The 20468-nt window shown below is 72.1% G+C and carries 15 protein-coding genes and 1 pseudogene; 4 read left to right on the forward strand and 12 right to left on the reverse strand.

Going from position 1 to position 20468, the window contains the following annotated elements; all coding sequences use genetic code 11:
- The 6 genes and pseudogenes from CCS38_RS06050 to pyrG form a co-directional block, all read right to left on the reverse strand.
- Positions 1 to 276 (reverse strand): annotated as a pseudogene (locus tag CCS38_RS06050) (hypothetical protein); the annotation flags it as partial.
- A complete protein-coding gene (locus CCS38_RS06055) occupies positions 261 to 1424 on the reverse strand; it encodes a ParA family protein (protein ID WP_223732159.1) in 1164 nt (387 codons plus the stop codon). The gene CCS38_RS06055 and the pseudogene CCS38_RS06050, both read right to left, overlap by 16 nt.
- Before the next feature lie 354 nt (positions 1425 to 1778).
- Positions 1779 to 2894 (reverse strand): alanine dehydrogenase, encoded by a 1116-nt coding sequence (gene ald / locus CCS38_RS06060; RefSeq protein WP_223732171.1) that lies wholly within the window; start codon positions 2892 to 2894, stop codon positions 1779 to 1781.
- A gap of 167 nt (positions 2895 to 3061) precedes the next feature.
- A complete protein-coding gene (locus tag CCS38_RS06065; RefSeq protein ID WP_372457001.1) occupies positions 3062 to 5164 on the reverse strand; it encodes a tetratricopeptide repeat protein in 2103 nt (700 codons plus the stop codon).
- A gap of 179 nt (positions 5165 to 5343) precedes the next feature.
- Positions 5344 to 5970 carry an NUDIX domain-containing protein gene (locus CCS38_RS06070; protein WP_223732160.1) on the reverse strand — a complete coding sequence of 209 codons (627 nt, stop codon included), beginning with the start codon at positions 5968 to 5970 and terminating at the stop codon, positions 5344 to 5346.
- An 81-nt stretch (positions 5971 to 6051) separates the two neighbouring features.
- Complete coding sequence (gene pyrG / locus CCS38_RS06075) at positions 6052 to 7713, reverse strand: CTP synthase (RefSeq protein ID WP_030266921.1); 1662 nt, start codon at positions 7711 to 7713, stop codon at positions 6052 to 6054.
- 431 nt (positions 7714 to 8144) lie between these two features.
- Here pyrG and CCS38_RS06080 point away from each other — a divergent pair, with 431 nt between their 5' ends.
- Positions 8145 to 9962 carry a glycoside hydrolase family 15 protein gene (locus tag CCS38_RS06080; RefSeq protein ID WP_308050696.1) on the forward strand — a complete coding sequence of 606 codons (1818 nt, stop codon included), beginning with the start codon at positions 8145 to 8147 and terminating at the stop codon, positions 9960 to 9962.
- 45 nt (positions 9963 to 10007) lie between these two features.
- Here the strand turns inward: CCS38_RS06080 and CCS38_RS06085 are convergent, their stop codons facing one another.
- The gene (locus CCS38_RS06085; protein ID WP_223732162.1) at positions 10008 to 11168 is read right to left on the reverse strand and encodes a beta-1,3-glucanase family protein; all 1161 of its coding nucleotides are present in this window, start codon (positions 11166 to 11168) and stop codon (positions 10008 to 10010) included.
- A 109-nt stretch (positions 11169 to 11277) separates the two neighbouring features.
- On the opposite strand from CCS38_RS06085, the gene CCS38_RS06090 reads away from it, so the two are divergent.
- Positions 11278 to 12312, forward strand: a complete 1035-nt coding sequence (locus tag CCS38_RS06090; protein ID WP_223732163.1) for a LacI family DNA-binding transcriptional regulator — start codon at positions 11278 to 11280, stop codon at positions 12310 to 12312.
- A 17-nt stretch (positions 12313 to 12329) separates the two neighbouring features.
- Here CCS38_RS06090 and CCS38_RS06095 read toward each other — a convergent pair whose 3' ends face one another.
- Both CCS38_RS06095 and CCS38_RS06100 read right to left on the reverse strand, forming a co-directional pair.
- Positions 12330 to 13955 (reverse strand): flavin monoamine oxidase family protein, encoded by a 1626-nt coding sequence (locus tag CCS38_RS06095; RefSeq protein ID WP_223732164.1) that lies wholly within the window; start codon positions 13953 to 13955, stop codon positions 12330 to 12332.
- 11 nt (positions 13956 to 13966) lie between these two features.
- Positions 13967 to 15487, reverse strand: coding sequence for an APC family permease (locus tag CCS38_RS06100; RefSeq protein ID WP_223732165.1), 1521 nt, complete (start codon positions 15485 to 15487; stop codon positions 13967 to 13969).
- A gap of 238 nt (positions 15488 to 15725) precedes the next feature.
- On the opposite strand from CCS38_RS06100, the gene CCS38_RS06105 reads away from it, so the two are divergent.
- Positions 15726 to 17351, forward strand: a complete 1626-nt coding sequence (locus CCS38_RS06105; RefSeq protein ID WP_223732166.1) for a PucR family transcriptional regulator — start codon at positions 15726 to 15728, stop codon at positions 17349 to 17351.
- 42 nt (positions 17352 to 17393) lie between these two features.
- Here the strand turns inward: CCS38_RS06105 and CCS38_RS06110 are convergent, their stop codons facing one another.
- Both CCS38_RS06110 and CCS38_RS06115 read right to left on the reverse strand, forming a co-directional pair.
- Positions 17394 to 17720, reverse strand: coding sequence for a branched-chain amino acid transporter permease (locus CCS38_RS06110; RefSeq protein ID WP_223732167.1), 327 nt, complete (start codon positions 17718 to 17720; stop codon positions 17394 to 17396).
- Positions 17713 to 18462: an AzlC family ABC transporter permease gene (locus CCS38_RS06115; RefSeq protein WP_223732168.1), complete on the reverse strand. Its 750-nt coding sequence runs from the start codon at positions 18460 to 18462 to the stop codon at positions 17713 to 17715. The genes CCS38_RS06110 and CCS38_RS06115 overlap by 8 nt, the downstream gene beginning before the upstream one ends.
- 81 nt (positions 18463 to 18543) lie before the next feature.
- On the opposite strand from CCS38_RS06115, the gene CCS38_RS06120 reads away from it, so the two are divergent.
- A complete protein-coding gene (locus CCS38_RS06120) occupies positions 18544 to 18984 on the forward strand; it encodes an Lrp/AsnC family transcriptional regulator (RefSeq protein WP_223732169.1) in 441 nt (146 codons plus the stop codon).
- 39 nt (positions 18985 to 19023) lie between these two features.
- Here the strand turns inward: CCS38_RS06120 and CCS38_RS06125 are convergent, their stop codons facing one another.
- Entirely contained in the window at positions 19024 to 20151 is a 1128-nt protein-coding gene (locus CCS38_RS06125; RefSeq protein WP_223732170.1) for a glycosyltransferase family 4 protein, read from the reverse strand.
- Between the last annotated feature and the right edge of the window lie 317 nt (positions 20152 to 20468).

Here is a 20468-nt window from a genome sequence, read left to right on the forward strand (position 1 = left end):
GGCCGCGGGCTCCTGCCGGCGGCGCCCCTTGCCGGCCTCTTCGGCCGTGTCGCGTCCGCTGTGCTCCGTGGGCGCCGCCGCTCCGGACGCCGCCGGGGCGGACTCGCCCTCGGGCCGGCGCTGCGCGGCGTTGCCCTGCTGCGGCGCGGCGGGGTCGGCCTCGCCGTTCGCGGAAGTGCCGTTCGCCGGCCTGCGGGGCGAGGAGGACTGCAGCGCCGTCCCCCCGGTGGTGCGGAACAGTTCGTCGGCGCCGGGCAGACTCACTCGGCGTGACACCGGGCGAGCACCTCCCTGGCGAGCTGTCGGTAGGCGGCGGCACCCACGGAGTTGGAGGCGTACGTGGTGATCGGCTCGCCCGCGACCGTGGTCTCGGGGAAGCGGACCGTACGGCCGATCACGGTGTGGTAGACGTGATCGTCGAACGCCTCGACGACGCGCGCGAGGACCTCACGGCTGTGCACGGTGCGCGAGTCGTACATCGTGGCCAGGATGCCGTCCAGCTCCAGGTCGGGGTTGAGCCGCTCCTGGACCTTCTCGATCGTCTCGGTCAGCAGCGCCACACCGCGCAGCGCGAAGAACTCGCACTCCAGCGGGACGATGACCTTGTGAGCCGCCGTCAGGGCGTTGACCGTGAGCAGACCGAGCGAGGGCTGACAGTCGATCACGATGAAGTCGTAGTCGTTCATCAGCGGCTTCAGGGCGCGCTGCAGGGTCGACTCGCGGGCGACCTCGCTGACGAGCTGCACCTCGGCGGCTGACAAATCGATATTGCTGGGCAGCAGGTCCATGTTCGGGACCGCCGTCTTCAGCAGCACCTCGTCGGCCGACATGCCCCGCTCCATGAGCAGGTTGTAGACCGTCAGGTCGAGCTCCATCGGGTTGACTCCGAGGCCGACCGAGAGGGCGCCCTGCGGGTCGAAGTCGACCAGCAGCACCCGGCGGCCGTACTCGGCGAGCGCGGCACCCAGGTTGATGGTCGAGGTCGTCTTGCCGACCCCGCCCTTCTGGTTGCACATCGCGATGATCTTCGCCGGGCCGTGCTCGGAGAGCGGCCCGGGGATCGGGAAGTAGGGAAGGGGGCGGCCGGTCGGGCCGATGCGCTCGCGGCGCTGGCGCGCGGCGTCCGGCGCGAGCGTCGCCGCGTACTCCGGATCCGGCTCGTACTCCGCGTCCGGATCGTAGAAGTGCCCCTCGGGCAGGTCGTCGTAGTCGGCGAAGCGGGCCTGGTCTGTGCCGCCCTGGTCGCCGGCCGTGGCGTTCACTTGATGGCCGTCCATGCTCTGGTGGGCTGTCGTCGTCATGCTCTTCCGGGCTGCGAAGGTGTGGACAGCGACGGAGCCGACAGCCTCGTGCCCCGAGGGACCCTGGCCCCGTGCAACCGCTCCTGGTCGACCACCTCCGGGAGTAAATGTCGACTCATTCACAAGTCGTCTTACCTCCTTGGATGTGACCAGGAAACTTATCGATAGGTCAGCGTGACACCATGCCGACGGTTGGCGACTCTATGGCGTGTCGGGTCTCCGCAGCAACACAATCCACCGGACCCGGCACGATGTGTCGGCAATGGAACACCCCGATGTCAAGGGCGCGCGACGCACATCCGTGAGGTTTCGGGGGTGTGCGAAAGGGGCGAAGGACGACGTTCGTTACGAGTTGCTGAGGGCTTGACGGAGGCCGGTCGCGGACGGTCGCGGAAAACTGTCGCAAACGCGACCGGCCGGGCCTGAAGGTCTCAAGGCCCGGCCGTGCGCGCGGTGTTGACGCGCCGTGTTGACGAATCAGCCCAGCAGGGTGCTCAGCTCGACGGACTCCAGACCGTGCGCCTCGGCGACCTCGGCGTAGACGACCTTGCCGTCATGGGTGTTGAGGCCCTTGGCCAGCGCGGCGTCGCGGCGCAGCGCCTCGACCCAGCCGTTGTTGGCCAGCGAGATGATGTAGGGCAGCGTCGCGTTGGTCAGCGCGTAGGTGGAGGTGTTCGGCACCGCGCCCGGCATGTTGGCGACGCAGTAGAAGACCGAGTTGTGGACCTGGAAGGTCGGCTCGGCGTGGGTGGTCGGCTTCGAGTCCTCGAAGCAGCCGCCCTGGTCGATCGCGATGTCGACAAGGACACTTCCGGGCTTCATCTTGGCGACGAGCTCGTTGGTGACCAGCTTCGGGGCCTTGGCGCCCGGGATGAGGACCGCGCCGACGACGAGGTCGGCCTCGACGACGGCCTTCTCCAGCTCGAAGGCGTTGGAGACGACGGTCTGCACCTTGGTGCCGAAGATCTTGTCGGCCTCGCGGAGCTTGTTGATGTCCTTGTCGAGCAGCGTGACGTGGAAGCCCAGGCCCACGGCGATCTGCACGGCGTTCCAGCCGGAGACGCCGCCGCCGATGACGACGGCCTTGCCCGCGTGGACGCCGGGGACGCCGCCGGGCAGCACGCCGCGGCCGCCGGCCTGGCGCATCAGGTGGTACGCGCCGACCTGCGGGGCGATGCGGCCCGCGACCTCGGACATCGGGGCGAGCAGCGGCAGCTGGCGGTTGGCGGTCTCGACGGTCTCGTACGCGATCGCGGTGGTGCCGGACTCGATCAGCGCGTCCGTGCACTCGCGGGAGGCTGCGAGGTGCAGGTACGTGAAGAGCGTCTGGTCCTTGCGGAGCCGGTGGTACTCCTCGGCGATCGGCTCCTTGACCTTCAGCAGCAGGTCGGCGGTGGCCCACACCTCGTCGGCGGTGTCGAGGATGTTCGCGCCGGCGGCGACGTACTCCTCGTTCGTGATGGAGGAGCCGAGGCCGGCGTCCTTCTCGATGAAGACCTGGTGGCCGTTGCGGACGAGCTCGTGGACACCGGCGGGCGTGATCGCCACCCGGAACTCGTTGTTCTTGACCTCGCGGGGGATGCCGACCTTCACGTCGATCACGGTCCTTGAATGAGTGCTTGCAGAGAAATATCCGCACATACAGACGCATGACGGATGTGACCGCGAGAACCGCGGCTCTGCCAGTCTATTGAAGGAGCTCTTGTTGTCTAGCCTTGCAAAGCAATTACTTTCGCCGAGACCGCCACCGATTTCGTAGGTCAGGCCGGATGATCTGCCAGAAGTCGCTCCCCCAGGCCCCTGTGCAGCCTTGCTGCCGCAGGGTCGCCGAGCCGTTCGAAGGTGTCCGCAATCCGCAGCTGGAGCGCCGCCTCCAGCCGCCCGTCGGCCGCCTTCCGGGCCAGCTCCAGGGCCTCGAAGCAGGTGCGCAGCGCCTGCTCGGGCCGTCCCGCGTACTCCTGGATCCGCGCCGTCTCCCCCATCGCCCGCGCCAGCCCGACCGCGTCGTCGGCCCTGCGGTACGCGCCGTACGCGGCCCGCCACTCCCGCAGCGCCTCGGCCCAGCGCCCCGCGTACGTGTGCACCGCGCCCAGCCGCCCGTGCAGCCGCGCCGCCTCGGCCGTGTCGCCGCGCGAGAGCCGCAGCTCCAGCGCCCGTCCGTACCAGTCGGCGGCCCGCTGCCAGTCGCCCAGCTCGGCGTAGATACCGCCCAGCGACTCCAGCGCCCGTCCGGTCGCGACCGCGTCCTTGACCGCGCGCGCCGACTCCAGCGCGCCCCGGTACCGGGCCAGCGCGTTCTCGGCCCGGCCCGCCTCGGCGTCCAGATCGCCGAGGTTCAGCAGCGCGGCGGCCCGCTCGCGGGCCAGGCCGCGCCGCTCGGCGACCTCCAGGACCAGCCCGTGCAGCCCGTACAGGTCGGGCGCCGCCGTCTCGGGCGCCTCGTGGGCGAGCAGTGCCCGCACCAGCGCCGCCATCAGCCGCCGGTCCAGGGTGTCCAGCTCGCCGTCCGCGACGGCGATCCGGGCGGAGTCCAGCAGGGCCGGACGGCGGCTGCGCAGCCAGGCCGCGGCCTCGGGGACGGACCCGAAGCGCAGCGACCGCGGCAGCCCCGAGGTCCGCTCGCGGGCCGGGGACCCGGCGGGCTCCCCCATCGCCCGGCAGGACTGCAGCTGCCGTACGGTCCGCTCCAGCATCCGGGCCCGGGAGAGCTGGATCTCCTGCGGGCGCTCATGGGCCCTGACCTGCTCGCGGAGCAGCGGCACCAGGCAGTTCGGTACGCGGTACTGCGCGGGCAGCCCGGCCAGCGCGTCGGGGCCGCCGGACACCGGCTCCGCCGCCGGCTCCACCGGCCGCAGCAGCCCCCTCGCGGCGAAGTCGCGCAGGTGGGAGTCGGCATCCCCCACCGAGCAGCCGGCCAGCGCGGACGCGGTGTGCGCGTCGACGAGGCCGGCCGGGGCGAGCGAGAGGAGCCGCAGTATCCGGGCGGCGGACGGCGGCAGCGATTCGTACGCCAGCCGGAAGGCGCGGGCCAGCGGGCGCGGGACGGGCGCCGCCTCCTCCTCACCGGGCGGCAGCAGGAACAGCGTCCGCAGCAGGTCGGTCAGCGATGCCTTGGGGTGTGCCGCGAGCCAGCCGCCGGCCAGTACCAGTGCGGCGGGCTGGCCGCCGCAGTCCTGGACGACCTGTTCGGCGGTGCGCGGGTCGACGGTGATGCGGGTGGGGCCCGCGTACCGGGTCAGGATCTCCACGCCGGCCGCGGTGTCCAGGCCGCCGAGCGTGCAGGGCCGGACGTCCGTGATGCCGGTGAGCGGCCCCGCGGAGACGGCGAGGACCAGGCAGTCCGGGGCGTCCGGGAGCAGCGGCTCGACCTGCTCGGGGCCGGTCGCGTCGTCCAGCAGGAGGAGGGCGCGGCGGTCGGCCAGCGCGGCGCGCAGCGCCTCGGTCAGCTCGTCCTCGTCCGCGCCGGCCGGCACCCGCTCGCCGAGCCGGGTGAGCAGGTCACGGGCGACGTCGGCGGTGGGCACGGGCCGGCCGTCGGCGGTGCTGAGCCAGGAGCGCAGCACGCCGTCCGGATAGTCGCCGGCCAGCTGCCGGGCCAGTTCGTCGGCGAGCGCGCTGCGGCCCGAGCCGGGCCGCCCGGCGATCAGCAGCACCCGGCTGCGGGCGCCCTTGCGGCCGGAGAGGGTGTCCAGCCCCGCGCGTTCGATGTCGCTGCGCAGGGCGGCCAGTTCACGGCGGCGGCCGGCGAAGGCGGCGGGGGCCGGCGGGGCGGCCCCCGCCGGTACGCCGGCCCGGCCCGCTCCTCTTCGTCCGGCCCCCGACGCCGTCACCGACCTGCCGGTGTCCACCGCCTGCTCCGCCACGGGCCACGCTCCCGTTCACTTGCGCGTACGAGCCGGCCGCCGCTGCGGCCGGGATGCGACGAGCGTAGTTCACGAGTGCCGTGGATCACGGCGGACATACCGCGTAAATCAGACAAAAATGGAAGCAGTAATTCCGGAACTGGTCCGGTCCCGCCACGCAAGAGGGCCGGTCAGCCGTCTTACGCCTCGAACGGCCGGGCCGGCCACGGCGCCTCGGCCGGACGCAGCGCCTCCAGACCGTCACCCGACTGCGCGGCCAGCAGCGACAGCACGCCGACGACCAGGCAGTTGTTGTGCAGCTCGCCGGCCAGCACGCCGCGCGCGAGGTCGGCGACCGGCACCCGCGCCAGCTCCATGTCGGCCTCTTCCTCCTCGACCTCGAAGCGCTCGCCCTCCGCCTCGGACAGATCGCGGGCCAGGAAGATCCGCACGGCCTCGTCGCAGCCGCCGGGGGTGGTGTAGACGTCCGTCAGCACCCGCCAGTCCTCGGCCTTGACGTGCGCCTCCTCGTACAGCTCGCGCTGGGCGGCGTGCAGCGGGTTCTCGCCGGGCACGTCCAGCAGCCCGGCCGGGATCTCCCAGAGCTTGTGGCGTACCGGGTGGCGGTACTGGCGCAGCACCAGTACCCGGCCCTCGTCGTCCAGGGCCAGTACGGCCACCGAGCCGGGATGGACCTGGTAGTCCCGCTTCACGGTGGCGCCGTCCGGCATGACGACCTCGTCCGTGCGGACGCTGGTCTTGTTACCCGTGAACGGAGTCTCCGTCGCGGTGATCCGCCACTCCTCGGGGGTGTCCTTGATGGCCATGCGCGTCCTCCCAAACAAGCAGAAACCGGGGTACGGACCGCAAAGTCCGCACCCCGGTAACCGTATCTCCCGGCCGGTCGCCTACTTGCCCGCGGCCTTGCCCGTCTTGCGCTCGACAGCGGCCTTCACCAGGCCCGCGAAGAGCGGGTGCGGCCGGGTCGGGCGGGAGCGCAGCTCCGGGTGCGCCTGGGTGGCGACCAGGTAGGGGTGCACCTCGCGCGGGTACTCGACGTACTCCACCAGCTTGTTGTCCGGGGAGGTGCCGGAGAACTGCAGGCCGGCCTTCTTCTCCAGCTCGGCGCGGTAGGAGTTGTTGACCTCGTAGCGGTGGCGGTGGCGCTCCTCGACGTACTCCTTGCCGCCGTAGACCTCGCGGACGATGGAGCCCTCGGCGAGCTTCGCCGGGTACATGCCGAGCCGCATCGTGCCGCCCATGTCGCCCTCACCGGCGACGATGTCCAGCTGCTCGGCCATGGTGGAGATGACCGGGTCGGCGGCCGCCGGGTCGAACTCGGTGGAGTTCGCGCCCGCCACGCCGGCCAGGCTGCGGGCCGCCTCGATGACGACGCACTGCAGGCCCAGGCAGATGCCCAGCAGCGGGATCTTGTTCTCGCGGGCGTAGGTGATCGCCTCGAGCTTGCCCTCCACGCCGCGCTCGCCGAAGCCGCCCGGGATGAGGATCGCGTCGCAGTCGCCGAGCTGCTTCTTGGCGCCGGCCGCGGTGCGGCAGTCGTCGGAGGTGACCCACTTGATCTTCACGCGGGCGCGGTTGGCGAAGCCGCCGGCGCGCATCGCCTCGGAGACCGAGAGGTAGGCGTCGGGCAGGTCGATGTACTTGCCGACCAGCGCGACCTTGACCTCGTGGTCGGGGTTGTGGACGCGGTCCAGCAGGTCCTCCCACTGGGTCCAGTCCACGTCCCGGAACGGCAGGTCGAGCTTGCGCACGACGTAGGCGTCCAGGCCCTCGGTGTGCAGCACCTTGGGGATGTCGTAGATCGACGGGGCGTCGATCGCGGCGACCACCGCGGCGTCGTCCACGTCGCACATCAGCGAGATCTTGCGCTTGATGGCGGTCGGGACCTCGCGGTCGGCGCGCAGCACGATCGCGTCGGGCTGGATACCGATGTTGCGCAGCGCCGCGACGGAGTGTTGGGTCGGCTTGGTCTTCAGCTCGCCGGACGGGCCGATGTACGGGAGCAGCGAGATGTGCACGACGAAGACGTTGTCCCGGCCGACCTCGTGGCGGACCTGACGGACGGTCTCCAGGAACGGCAGCGACTCGATGTCGCCGACCGTGCCGCCGACCTCGGTGATGACGACGTCCACGTCGTCGGTCGCCATGCGGCGGATGCGGTGCTTGATCTCGTTGGTGATGTGCGGGATGACCTGCACGGTGTCGCCGAGGTACTCGCCGCGCCGCTCCTTGGCGATCACGGTGGAGTAGACCTGGCCGGTGGTGACGTTCGCACTGCCGTCGAGGTCGACGTCCAGGAAGCGCTCGTAGTGGCCGATGTCCAGGTCGGTCTCGGCGCCGTCGTTGGTGACGAACACCTCGCCGTGCTGGAAGGGGTTCATCGTGCCGGGGTCGACGTTGAGGTACGGGTCCAGCTTCTGCATCGTGACCCGCAGGCCCCGGGCCTTGAGCAGCGCACCCAGGCTGGAGGCGGTGAGCCCCTTGCCGAGCGAGGACGCAACGCCCCCGGTGACGAAGATGTGCTTGGTCGTCGAGGATTTGGGCGGCATGGCCAAGACGGAACTCCCGTGGTCGCGAAGTGAAAGTGCGGAGCGGCGCGAGCCCGGATTTCCAGGGGTGCCGTCGCTGCGGTCGGGGGTGCCGGGGCCTAGGCCCGTTCCCACCGGTCCACGGGGTACCAGGCTATCAGCGACAGAGCGTGGTCGCTCCCGCCCGCGCGGGGCGGAATGCATCGCTCCCTGTATACGGCCCCCGACGTGACGCAGGCCACCCGTTCGGCCCAGCCTCGAGAAGCGGAGCGTCGCGCGGATGTCACATGAGCGTCGTATCCTGCTCGGGCACTCGCATCGGGCCATCCGGAACGGCATCACCCCCAACCGCATTTCGGACCAGCAGCTCGGCGGGGTTTTCAATGGGCAGGACGGAAGATCTACACGTCCCACGGGGGGCGTCACCCCAGTTCGAACGGGAGATGTACTACGTGGCCGGGCGCATCGAGGACTACGCACTGATCGGCGACATGCAGACCGCCGCACTCGTCTGCCGGGACGGCACGGTCGACTGGCTGTGCCTGCCCCGGTTCGACTCACCCGCGGTCTTCGCCGGCCTCCTCGGCACCGAGGAGCACGGCTTCTGGCGGCTGGGCCCGGCCGCGGAAGCGGAAGGCGAGGAGGCGGTGTCGCCCGCCTCCGACCGGCGGCGCTACCGTGGCGACTCCCTGATCCTGGAATCGGAGTGGGACACCCCCGGCGGCACGGTCCGGGTGATCGACTTCATGCCGCCGCGCGACGGCGCGCCCCAGCTGATCCGCATCGTGGAAGGCGTCAGCGGCAAGGTCGCGATGCGCTCCTCGCTGCGGATGCGGTTCTCCTACGGCTGGGTGGTGCCGTGGGTGCACCAGGTCGACGGCCGCACGGCCGCGGTCGCGGGCCCGGACTCGGTGTGGTTCGACACCACTGCCGAGACCCATGGCGAGGACCTGACCACATACTCGGACTTCACCGTCGAGGAGGGGCAGCGCATCGCGTTCACGATGAGCTGGCAGCCCTCGCACCACGAACAGCCCCCGCTCCCCGAGCCGGAGAACTCCCTGACGGCCACGGCCGACTTCTGGCGCGAGTGGGTCGAGCAGTGCACGTACCACGGTCCCTACCGTGACGCAGTGGTCCGCTCGCTGATCACCCTGAAGGCGCTGACGTACGCGCCGACCGGCGGCATCGTCGCGGCCCCCACCACCTCCCTCCCCGAGGACATCGGCGGCTCCCGCAACTGGGACTACCGCTTCACCTGGCTCCGGGACGCCGCGATCACCCTCTCCTCCCTCCTGCGCACGGGCTACCGCGAGGAGGCCCGCGCCTGGCGCGAGTGGCTGCTGCGCGCGGTGGCCGGGGACCCGGAGAACCTGCAGATCATGTACGGCATCGCGGGCGAGCGCGAGCTCGGCGAGAACGAGCTGACCTGGCTGCCGGGGTACGAGAACTCCAAGCCGGTCCGGGTCGGCAACGGCGCCGCCGACCAGCTCCAGCTGGACGTGTACGGCGAGGTCATCGAGGCGCTGCACCTGGCCCACATGACCGGCCTGGCCCGCAACGACTACGCCTCCCTCCTCCAGATCAAGCTGATCCGCTGGGTGGAGAAGCACTGGGACGAGCCGGACGAGGGCATCTGGGAGGTCCGCGGCCCGCGCCGGCACTTCGTTCACTCCAAGGTCATGACCTGGGTCGCGGTGGACCGCACCATCAAGCTGATGGAGTCCGGGGACGTCGAGGGCCCGCTGGAGGAGTGGAAGGAGCTGCGCGACACGATCCACCGGGACGTGTGCGAGAAGGGCTACGACCCGGAGCGCAACACCTTCACCCAGTCCTACGGCTCCAAGGAGCTGGACGCCTCGCTGCTGCTCATCCCGCAGATGGGCTTCCTGCCGCCGGACGACAAGCGCGTGATCGGCACGATCGAGGCGATCCAGCGCGAACTGGCCACGCCCGACGGCTTCATCCTGCGCTACCCCACCTCCGCCGATGCCGGCGAGGAGAACCTGGACGGCCTGGAGGGCGACGAGGGCGCGTTCCTGGCCTGCTCGTTCTGGCTCGCCGACGACCTGGCGATGATCGGCCGCGTCGAGGAGGCCCGCAAGCTCTTCGAGAAGCTCCTCTCGCTCCGTAACGACCTGGGGCTGCTGGCCGAGGAGTGGGACTCGAAGGCCGGCCGCCAGGTCGGCAACTTCCCGCAGGCGTTCAGCCATGTCCCGCTGATCGACACGGCGCTGCGGCTGACGGCGAGCGGGGCGTACGGGGGCTGAGCGGCCCCCGCACGCCCACGGCGTCGGCCTCGGTCGGCGCCGCCGTCAGAACGGCGTCAGCGTCAGCCTGATCCGGCTGGGCGCGCCGTCCTCGATGTACGAGGCGAAGCCGGCGACGTCGTCGAAGGCGAAGCCGTACGCCTTGCCGTCCTGCGCCGCGTCGTGCATCACCTTGGCGTAGTGGTTGGCGAGCCGCTGCTGGTAGAAGGCGGCGGGGTCGGTGGTGGGCTGCTCGGCGTGCGAGGTGAGGGTGGCGCGGTTCAGCGCGGCGCCCAGGATCGCGGCGACCGGGCCCGTCGTACCGTCGTTGGGCGCGGCGAGGGTGCCGTCGCAGAAGAGCACGTCGCGGGTGCTGGGCTTGCTGAAGGAGACGCTCGCCGGGCCGGTGAAGGAGAGCTTGTCCCCGGCGACCCGGCCGGTGAAGGTGCCCGCGTTGGTGGTGACCTTCAGGTCCTTGGCCGCGTACGCCGACCACGCCTCGTCGATGGCGGGCGCGAGGTAGTCCTTGGCGAACCGGCCGTTGTCCAGGCCGTGGCCGGGGGCGATGACCCGCTTGTCGTCGACGACGAGGTCGCCGAAGCCCTCGATGCCCGCCAGGTCCGAGAAGATCTTCGCCCGGCCGCCGTCCTTCAGCAGGCCCGCCGTCTGGTCCTTCGCGCCGGTCAGTTGGATCGCCAGGGGCACGCTGAACATGTCGACCATCGTGGTGTTGCAGTACATCCCGCCGTCGTTGTACGTGAACTCCGCGCAGTCGTGCAGGACTCCGAAGTTGGGGTCGGAGTCCACCCAGCCGGCCGGGTAGGCCAGCGCCGCCTTGCCGTTGCCGTCCTCGACGGCCTTGAACTTCAGCTTGCCGCCGAGCGCGGTGTAGATCCGCCCGGACATCTTCGGCAGCGTCAGGGTGGTGGTGCCGCTCGCGGCGAGCGGGATGGCGTAGTCGGTGAAGCCGTCGGAGCCGTTGTCGGACACGGCGACGGGCTTCAGTTCTCCTTCGGGGGTGACGTGGACCTGCTGGGTGCCGTCATTGCCGACGATGTAGACCCAGACCGAGGAATTGCCGAACTCCCCTGATTCGTTGGCGATTTCCAGGGGAAGCCCCGCGGCCTTCGTACGACCGGGTGTGCCGCTCGCGTGTCCGGCGAGGGCGAATCCGGAAACGGCGGCGCCCGCGGCGAGGCCACCGAGCAGGGTGCGACGAGTGATCACGAGATGGCTCCTTGTGGGGGGTGGGTGAGAGCGCTCTCAAATGAAGTAGGGTCACCCTGCCCACTTCCGGCGGTACCGTCAACCCACCGCGGAGGAAAAGGAGTTCCCCATGTCCGTGCCCGGCGGCACCCGGCCGACCCTGGAAGCGGTGGCCGCGCTGGCCGGCGTCTCCCGGGCCACCGTCTCCCGCGTCGTCAACGGCGGCACCGGCGTCCGCGCCGAGATCTGCGAGCGGGTCCGGCAGGCGGTCGCCGAGCTCGGGTACGTCCCCAACATCGCCGCCCGCTCGCTCGTCACCCGCCGCACCGGTGCCGTCGCCGTGGTCATCGCCGAGCCCGAGACCCGGGTCTTCTCCGACCCCTTCTTTGCCCAGCAGCTGCGCGGCATCGGCCGCGAACTGGGTGCCGCCGACACCCAGTTGCTGCTGCTGATGGTGGAGAGCGACCGCGACCACGCGCGCATCGGCCGCTATCTGTCGGGCGGGCACGTCGACGGCGCGCTGATGTTCTCGCTGCACCGCGCCGATCCGCTGCCCGCGATGGCCGCGGCCTCGGGGCTGCCCACGGTCTTCGGCGGGCGCCCCGACTGGCCGGACGAGAGCCACGCCGGGGAGCGCCCGCTCTACGTCGACACCGACAACCGCGACGGCGCCCGGCAGGCGGTGCGCCACCTCCTCGCGCGCGGGCGCCGCCGGATCGCCGTGATCACCGGCCCGCTGGACCAGACCTCGGCCCAGGACCGGCTGGACGGCTACCGCGAGGCGCTGGCGCCCGCCGCGGCCGATCCGCTGCTGATCGCCGACGGCGGCTTCACCGCGGAGGGCGGCGAGCGGGCCATGGCCGCGCTGCTGGGCGCCGTGCCGGACCTGGACGCCGTCTTCGCCTGCTCGGACCTGATGGCCACGGGCGCGCTGCGCACGCTGCGGGCGCGCGGCCTGCGGGTGCCGGAGGACGTCGCGGTGGTCGGCTACGACGACCTCGCCCCGGCGGCCTGGGCGGACCCACCGCTGACCACGGTCCGCCAGGACGTGCAGGAGATGGGCCGGCTGATGGCCCGCCTCCTGCTCCGCCGGCTGGCGCCCGGCGACGAGGACCTCTCCCCCGTCGTCACGCCCGCCACCCTCATCGTCCGCGAATCGAGCTAGCGGTACGTCACATCGAGTCAGGTCACGTCGGCGATCACCTCACGGGCCGCCCGCTCCCCCTCCGTTGCCCCGCCGTTCATGAACCCCTGGAAGTCGTACGAGGTGTGCTCGCCGCCGATGTGCACATTGCCCTGGCGGACGCCCTCGTACCCCGCGTACCTGTGCAGATAGCCCACCGGCCAGTACGAGTACGCGCCCAGGGCGTACGGATTGCGGTGCCAGGCGGAGAGCTGCGCCCGGCCGGTCCAGGCGGCCTTCGTGCCGGGGAAGAAGCGCTCGATGTCCGTCAGCCGGCGCTGCGCCAGGTCCCGTACGTACGGGTCGGCCTCCGTGGAGAACGGCCCGGCCGGGGTCAGCGCCCGGGCGAGGCTGCCGCCGCCGTACTGGATGAGGATGCCGCCGGTGCCGGGCTGGGTCTTGGTGGTGTCCCAGGTCTGCTGCGCGTCCAGGTCGGTGAAGCAGTCACCGGCGCTGACGCCCGGCCAGGACCCGGTGCCGCGCCAGGGCCGGGCGCCGAACTGCATGTTGAGCTTGGTGCAGTACCCCATCCGGGCATCGCGGAGCAGGTTGGTCATGCGGGTGTCGAAGCCGGCCTCGGCGAGGTCCAGGCGTTGCAGTACGGGCAGTGGCACGGTCAGGACGGTGTGGTCGGCGGTGACGGTGCGGGTGGTGCCGCGGTCGCTGAAGGTGAGCGTCTGGGTGCCGTCGGAGTTCCGCGCGACGGCCGTCAGCGACCAGCCCATCCGCAGCGTCCCGGCGGGCAGCGCGGCCGCGATGGCCTTCGGGAGCCGGTCGTTGCCGCCGGTGATGTGGTACCGCTCGTCGGACAGCCCCCAGACGTTGAAGCGGCCGGGGTTGGGCTGGTAGCCCATGAGCAGGACGAGCGCGAGCGCGGACTGGTCGACGGTGTCGGCGCCGTACTCGACGTTGTACGCGACATCGATGAACTGGCCGAGCGGCGAGGCGAAGCCGCCGGGCACCCGGGAGTCGATCCATTGCCGTATCGACATGTTGTCCAGGGCGGTGCCCTCGGGAGTCGTCTGGTTCCACATGACCTCCCCTGCCTGCTGGAGGTCGGTGCGCAGCGCCTGGTAGACGCCCTTGAAGTCCTCGTCCGCCTGCGCGCGCGGGTAGTACGCCCCGTCGAACCAGAGGACTTCCTCGGCACCGTTGGGACCCGCGCCGAGGAAGTCCTCCAGGGGAAGGCCGAAGCGGCGGCAGAGTTCCTGCATCTTCTTGTGCTCGGTGTCGATCAGCTCGCCGCCGATCTCGGAGCTCTGGCCGTACGCCCAGTGGTCGCGCTGGGTGTACATCCGGCCGCCGACCCGATCGGGGTCGGCCTCGTACAGCGTGCAGGGCAGTCCGGCGTCCTGGAGGGTGAGCGCCGCGGTCAGTCCCGCGATGCCCGCGCCGACGACGGCGATGCGGGGCGTGGCGGCGGATCGCGGCGGGCGCACGGGCTGCGCGGCCGCGGTCGTGGCCGGGGCGGCGAGCGCGACGCCGAGCCCCAGCGCACCTGCGCGGGCCAGGAGTTCGCGCCGGTCCAGCCCTCGTACATCGGCGGCGGGCATCCGGAGTCTTCGTGCCGCCGCGTGCTCGGCGGCGAGTCTGCGCAGGGCGTGCATCGCGTGCGTACGGGCCATGGCCGGCCTCCTCAGAGTGTGGGTTTCTCCTCGTCGCGCTCGGCCGCGTCCTCCAGGACGATCCGGCCGATGATCTCGTACCGTGCGGGCTTGCGTGCCTTGAGATGGAGCGCCAGGCCGAGCCCTCCGAAGAAGACCAGGCCGACGATCCAGGGGATGAGCCGGAAGAAGAGCGAGTCGGCCGCGTCACCGGCCGCGGTCCGCATGTTGACCAGCAGCAGGACGACCACGGCGGTCATCCCGACACCGCCGAGCAGCGGTGCCGTGAACGTACGGAACCAGTGCCGGTCCTCGGGGTGGTTCTTCCGGAAGTAGCCGATGACGGCGAAGGAGCAGAGGGTCTGGACGATCAGGATCGCCATCGTGCCGAGGATCGCGAGCAGGGTGTAGAGGTGGATGTAGGGGTCCTGGCCGGTCAGCCAGAAGGCGGCGACGAGCGCGGTGGCGAGGGCCGTCTGCACGTACGAGGCGAAGTACGGGGAGCCGTGCCGGGGGTGCGTACGGCCCAGGCCGCGGTGGAGGAACCCCTCGCGCCCGATGGCGTACAGGTAGCGCGCCGCGCACTGGTGGAAGGCCATGCCGCAGGCGAACGAGCCGGTGAGCAGCAGCCATTGGAAGGCGTCCACCGCCCAGCCGCCGAGGAAGGTGCGGGTGGGCGCGAAGAAGAGGTCCAGCGGGGTGCCGGAGGACGCGATCCGCACCGACTCGGCCAGCCCGTTCCCGGAGATCGTCATCCAGGACACGAAGATGTAGAACAGGCCGACGCCGATGACGGAGACGAGCGTGGCGCGCGGGATGACGCGCTTGGGGTCGCGGGACTCCTCGCCGTACATCGCGGTGGACTCGAAGCCGACCCAGGACCAGAAGGCGAAGAAGAGGCCGAGTCCGGCGGAGGTGCCGGTGAAGGCGTTGGCGGGGTTGACGGGCGCCGCGGGGATGCCGTCCGGGCCGCCGCCGGCCACCAGTACGGCGACCGAGACGGCGAAGAGCACGGCAATCTCGGCGACGAGCATGACGCCCAGCGCCTTGGCGGTGAGATGAATGTCGAAGTGCGCGAGCACGGCGGTGACCGCGAGCATCGCGCCCGCGTACAGCGGCCAGGGCAGGTCGGCGCCGAGCTGGTCGGCGACGGTGGTCTTCGCGAAGTACGCGAAGACGCCGACGATCGACGCCTCGAAGACGATGTACGCGAGGACCGCGAGCATCCCGGAGGCCATGCCGGCGACCCGGCCCAGGCCGTGCGAGATGAAGCCGTAGAAGGCGCCGGCGGCGGTGATGCGGCGGGCCATGGCGACATAGCCGACGGAGAAGACGGTCAGGACCGCGGTGGCGAAGAGATAGCCGGCCGGGGCGCCGATGCCGTTGCCGGCGCCGACCGCGATCGGGAGGTTGCCGGTCATCGCGGTGATGGGCGCGGCGGTCGCGACCGCCATGAAGACGACGCCGACCAGGCCGACGGAGCCGGCCTTGAGCCGGTCGACGCCGTGGTCCCGGCCGTCCTGCGCCGGTACCGATGTTTCTGTACTGGGCATGACACCCCTTGTTCCGGCCGGTACCCCGTGCACGCGGTCTGTGGAGGCGTCAGCCTGGCGGACTGTGACCGGCACCACAACTGACAACGGGGCCGGTTTTTCGTGCGGATGATCGACGGGGTGTCGGGGCGCGCTGCGACGGATTCCGTGGCGGCCCGCGGCGGGCGCGGCGCGGCCGGCCCGCTGACCAGGCTCCCCTGGCGGCGGACCGCCGTTCCTGCGGGTAGCGTTCGGCGCCATGGGGTCGGAAGCGATGGTCGAGGCCGAGATCACGGTACGCAGGGCGCTGGAGCTGCCCGCGCTGCGGCGCGGGCTGCCGGAAGTGATCACCGGCGAGGACGGGCTGGACCGCTCGGTCCGCTGGGTGCACGCCGGCGAGGTGCCGAACATCGCCTCCCTGCTCAAGGGCGGCGAGCTGCTGCTGACCACGGGACTGGGCCTGGGCGCCCGCCCCTCGGAGCAGCGCGCCTTCGTCCGCAAGCTCGCCGAGCGCGGGATCGCCGCGCTCGTCGTGGAGCTGGGCGCCCGCTTCGAAACGCTGCCCACCGCCCTGGTCGACAGCGCCCGCGCCTCCGGCCTCCCGCTGATCCAGCTGCACCGCGAGGTCCCGTACGTCTCGGTCACCGAGGAGATCCACACCGAGATCGTCAACAGCCACTACACGCTGATGCGCCGCGCCGACGAGGTGCTGCGCCGCTGTACGGACGTGCTGCTGCGCGGCGGCGGCGCCCCCGAAGTACTGCGCCTGCTCGCCGCGTTCACGGGCAACCCGCTGTGCCTGGAGGCCCCGGACGGCAGTCCGCTGTACGCCGCGGGCCCCGACGACGGCGCCGCCGCCGACGCCGATCCGCTCCAGGCGTGGGAGGGGCTGCGCGAGAAGGGGCTGCGGGTGGACGTGCCCGGCGGCGGCCACGGCCCCGACGCCGTACGCGCCCGGCTCGTCCTGCTGCCCGTCAACGGCGCCGTCGCGCCCGTCCACCGCATCGCCGCCGAACGCGCCGCCGACCTCCTCGCCGTCGTCATGCTCCAGTCCCGGCAGGAGGAGGGGCTGGCGGCGCGCGGCCGCGGCGACTTCCTCGCCGACCTCGCGGAGGGCCGGATCTCCGCCGCCGAAGCGCCGGGCCAGGCCCGGCTGCTGGGCTTCCGGCCCGGTACGGCGGCGCTCCTCCCGGTGGTCATGCGGCTGCCGTCCGGGCTGCCCACCGCCGCTGGCTGGGCGCTCCTGGCCCAGGCACTGCGCGAGGAACTGGCCGCGCTGGGGGCGCCCGTACTGCTCGGTGTGCGGCCGGTGGAGGGCCGCGTACCGCTGCTTTTCGGCCTGCGCGACGGGCAGGACCGGGAGGGCGCGGCCGACCGGATCGCGGAGGCGCTGCGGGCCGGCGTCGCACGGGCCGGGCTGGACCGCCCGGCGGCGCAGCGCCCGGTGGTCGTGGTCGGCGCGGCGGGCGACTGGGCGGCGACGGGGCCAGGGCTGCGGCACGCCGCCGAGGCGGCCGCGGCGGCGCAGGGGCTGGATCCGCGGCCCTGGTACGACGCCCGCCGCCTGGACATCGAACTCCTCCTGTGGCGGATGCGCGAGCACGGCGAGGAGGGCATGCTCACGGACTTCGTCGACCGCGCGATCGGCCCGCTGCTGGCCCACGACCGCACCGCGCGCCAGCCGCTGCTGCCCACCCTGGAGGCGTACCTCGCCAGCGCCGGGCGCAAGGCCGAGACCTCCCGCGACCTGAACGTCAACCGCCAGACCCTGTACGACCGTCTCGCCCGCATCTCCCAGCTCCTGGGCACGGACCTGGACGATCCGGGGACCGTACTGGGGCTGCGGCTGGCGCTGCACGCGCGGCGGCATACGGAACGCGGCTAGCGGTACGGTCCGGGCAGGGCTCGGACTCAGGCTCTCAGGCTCTCAGGCCGGGGCGAAGACCGTGCTCGCCAGGAGGACGTGAAGCGCGGTGCCGCCGAGGATGCTGAGGACCGCGTTGCGCCGCCAGAAGTGCAGGGCGAGGGTCGCGGCCAGGGCAAGACCGATGGGCAGCACGTCCGGCGCGGCGAGGTCGCGGAGGGTGTAGACGGTGAGGATCACCATGACGCCGACCGGCATCCGCGTACTGAGGTAATGGACGGCGGCGCTGGCCCGCAGCGGGGCGAGGACGGCGAACGGCAGGGCCCGCAGCGCCCAGGTGACGGCGGCGGAGACGGCCACCGCGGCGATCAGGTAGGGAGTGTCAGGCACGGGCCGTCCCCTTCGTCCTCGTCGCCAGCGCGTGGCGGACCAGCAGACCGGCGGTGAACAGGCCCAGGGCGGCCGGCAGAAGCTGCCCCGGCACGGCGAACCTGGCCACCAGCGCGCAGACCAGTGCGAGCACGGGGGTGGGTATGTCGCGCCGGGCCCGGTAGGCGTCGACGGCGAGGACGACGAACAACGCGGTCAGCGCGAAGTCCAGACCGGTCAGCCGGGCGGGCACCAGGGAACCGAGGAGGGCCCCGGCGGTGCCCCCGGCGACCCAGTACAGCTGGCAGAGCGCCTGCAGCCACACGATCCGCCGGCCGCTCCAGGACCGCGCGGCCTCCCCGGTGGTCAGGGCGTACGCCTCGTCGGTCAGCGCGAAGACGCTGTAGCCCTTGCCGAGGCGGCCACCGACCCGGTGCAGCGGGAAGGACAGGGCGTAGAAGACGTGCCGGAAGTTGACCAGGAACGCGGTCAGTGCGACCTGCGCCAGCGGGGTGGTGGCGACGACGAGGCCGATGAGCAGGAACTCCAGCGACCCGGCGTAGACGAAAGCGGTGAAGGCGGTGGCCCACCACCAGGCCAGGCCCGCGTGGGCGACCAGCACGCCCAGCGCGATCCCCAGGGGAAAGAGGGCCAGTCCCACCGTGCTGGAGTCCGTGAGCGCCGCCCGGAAGTCGGACGGCTGCCGGGCAGGGGGAGGAGGTGCGGTCTGGTGGCCCATCGTTCCGGCCGGTGAAGCAGTCATACCGGCAATTTTAGGTCTGCCTGTCCGTAATATGGTTACCACTTATTCCCAGATCCAGGGAGGTTGAGCAATATCAGCACCATGGACAGCCTTGATCGAGAAATTCTGTTTCATTTGCGCCAGGACGGCCGTCTGACCAACGTCGAGCTGGCCAAGAGGGTGGGCCTCACCCCGCCGCCCTGCCTGCGCCGGGTCAAGCGCCTGGAGGACGCCGGGATCATCACCGGCTACCGGGCCCGCATCGACCCCACGGCCGCCGGGCGCGGCTTCGAGGTCATGGTCTCCCTGGAGATCAGCGTCAACGACCTGCGGACCGTCGAGGAACTGGAGACCGCGATCTCCTCCTACGACGAGGTCGTCGAGTTCCACCGGCTCTTCGGCCGGCCCGACTATCTCGTCCGCGTGGCCGTCGAGGACCAGGCCGCCTTCGAGACCTTCCTGACCACCAAGATCATGGGACTCCGGGCCGTCGCCCGGGTCGACTCGCACCTGATCATGAAGAAGATCAAGACCGACGACTGACGACTGAGGACTGACGACGACTGAAATGCCGCGGGCCGCTCAGCCCTGACGCTGCGCCAGCTCGTCGTACACGCTCAGCACCTGGGCGACCGTGTCGTCCTCGGTGGGCCAGTCCGCGGCCTGGGCGCGTCCGGCGTCGGCGAGGGCGGCCCGCCGGGCCGGATCGTCGAGCAATTCCACGACCGTGCGGGCCAGGGCCGGGGCATCGCCGTACGGGACCAGCTCGGCGGCCCGGCCGACCAGTTCGCGGGTGCCGCCGGTGTCCGTGGCGACCAGCGGGACGCCGCCGCGCAGCGCCTCCTGGGCGAGTACCGAGCGGGCCTCCCAGCGCCCGGCCACGAGCACCACGTCGGCGGCGGCGAGCAGCCCGGGGACGTCCTCGCGCCGGCCGAGCAGCCGCACCGGCAGCCCTTCCGCGTCGATCCGCTGCTGCAGCGCGGTCCGCAGCGGCCCCTCCCCCGCGACGACGAGCAGCGGCTGCGGGTCCAGGCCGCACCAGCCGTGCGCGGCGTCCAGCAGCACGTCGTGCCCCTGGTGCGCGTCCAGCCGGCCGACGGCGAGCAGCAACGGGCGGCCGAGCGCGCCCAGTTCGGCCCGCCGCTTCTCACGCCGCCCGAGCTCCCGCGCGTACTCCTCCTCGCCGCGCGGGCGCGGCCCTGCCGGAGGCGCCAGCCGCGCGTCGCGGGCGCCCCGCTCGCGGGCCCTGCGCACCAGTTCGGCGCACGAGCCCAGCACGACCGCCGAGGCCCGCGCCACCCGGCGCTCCAGCAGCCGCGTCACCTGTGCCCGCGCGCCCTCGCTGTGCACCTTGGTGTGCCAGGTGACGACGAGGGGGACGCGCCTGCCGCGCAGCGCGAGGGAGGCCCGCAGCCCGGCGTGCAGGCCGTGCGCGTGGACGAGGTCGGCGTCCGCGCAGGCGGCGCGGAGCGCGCCGATGCTCCCGGGATCCGTGCGTGGCGGAATCTGTTCGAACCCGGCGCCCACGTCCGTGAACCCGTAGGTGTCCTCGGCGTCGGGCGCCGCGCAGACCGTCACCCGTACCCCGCGTGCGACGAGCCCCGCGGACAGCGCGTGCACATGGGCCGCGCTGCCGGCGCTGCCGCGGCCCAGCACCTGGACCGTGCGCAGCGGCGACGGTGCGGACGGCGGGGTGGGTGTGCTGCTCACGAGTACGTCGGGCTCCTGGGTCGGCGTGGTCCGGTGGGGCGGGCGGGATGCGCCCAGCATGCCAGCCCGCGCCGTCCGTGCGGCACCGATGACAAGCCGTTGTGCTGCGGCTGCGCGACCGGGGCCCACCGGGACCACTCACACGGGTGATCATGCCCGGGTGCGGACGGCCGCTGCGGGCCGGCGGCCGGGCGGTTCGTGCGGGCCGGTGGCCGGCCGGGCCCGCGCGGACCGACAGACCCGGCCGGCCCGGCACGCTAGCCGGTGAGGACACCCCCCGCCGCGGCGCGGCCGACGCTCTCCCCCGAGGCCGCGGC

The sequence above is a fragment of the Streptomyces purpurogeneiscleroticus genome (genome assembly GCF_020024005.1).
Taxonomy (GTDB): Bacteria; Actinomycetota; Actinomycetes; order Streptomycetales; family Streptomycetaceae; genus Streptomyces; species Streptomyces purpurogeneiscleroticus.

Bases quoted from the DNA above. Each gene is read 5' to 3' on its own strand.
- CCS38_RS06115 (WP_223732168.1), bottom strand. From the start codon at position 18,462: ATGACTGCTTCACCGGCCGGAACGATGGGCCACCAGACCGCACCTCCT.
- CCS38_RS06095 (WP_223732164.1), bottom strand. From the start codon at position 13,955: ATGGCCCGTACGCACGCGATGCACGCCCTGCGCAGACTCGCCGCCGAG.
- CCS38_RS06070 (WP_223732160.1), bottom strand. From the start codon at position 5,970: ATGGCCATCAAGGACACCCCCGAGGAGTGGCGGATCACCGCGACGGAG.
- CCS38_RS06105 (WP_223732166.1), top strand. From the start codon at position 15,726: ATGGGGTCGGAAGCGATGGTCGAGGCCGAGATCACGGTACGCAGGGCG.
- CCS38_RS06120 (WP_223732169.1), top strand. From the start codon at position 18,544: ATGGACAGCCTTGATCGAGAAATTCTGTTTCATTTGCGCCAGGACGGC.
- CCS38_RS06100 (WP_223732165.1), bottom strand. From the start codon at position 15,487: ATGCCCAGTACAGAAACATCGGTACCGGCGCAGGACGGCCGGGACCAC.
- pyrG (WP_030266921.1), bottom strand. From the start codon at position 7,713: ATGCCGCCCAAATCCTCGACGACCAAGCACATCTTCGTCACCGGGGGC.
- CCS38_RS06090 (WP_223732163.1), top strand. From the start codon at position 11,278: ATGTCCGTGCCCGGCGGCACCCGGCCGACCCTGGAAGCGGTGGCCGCG.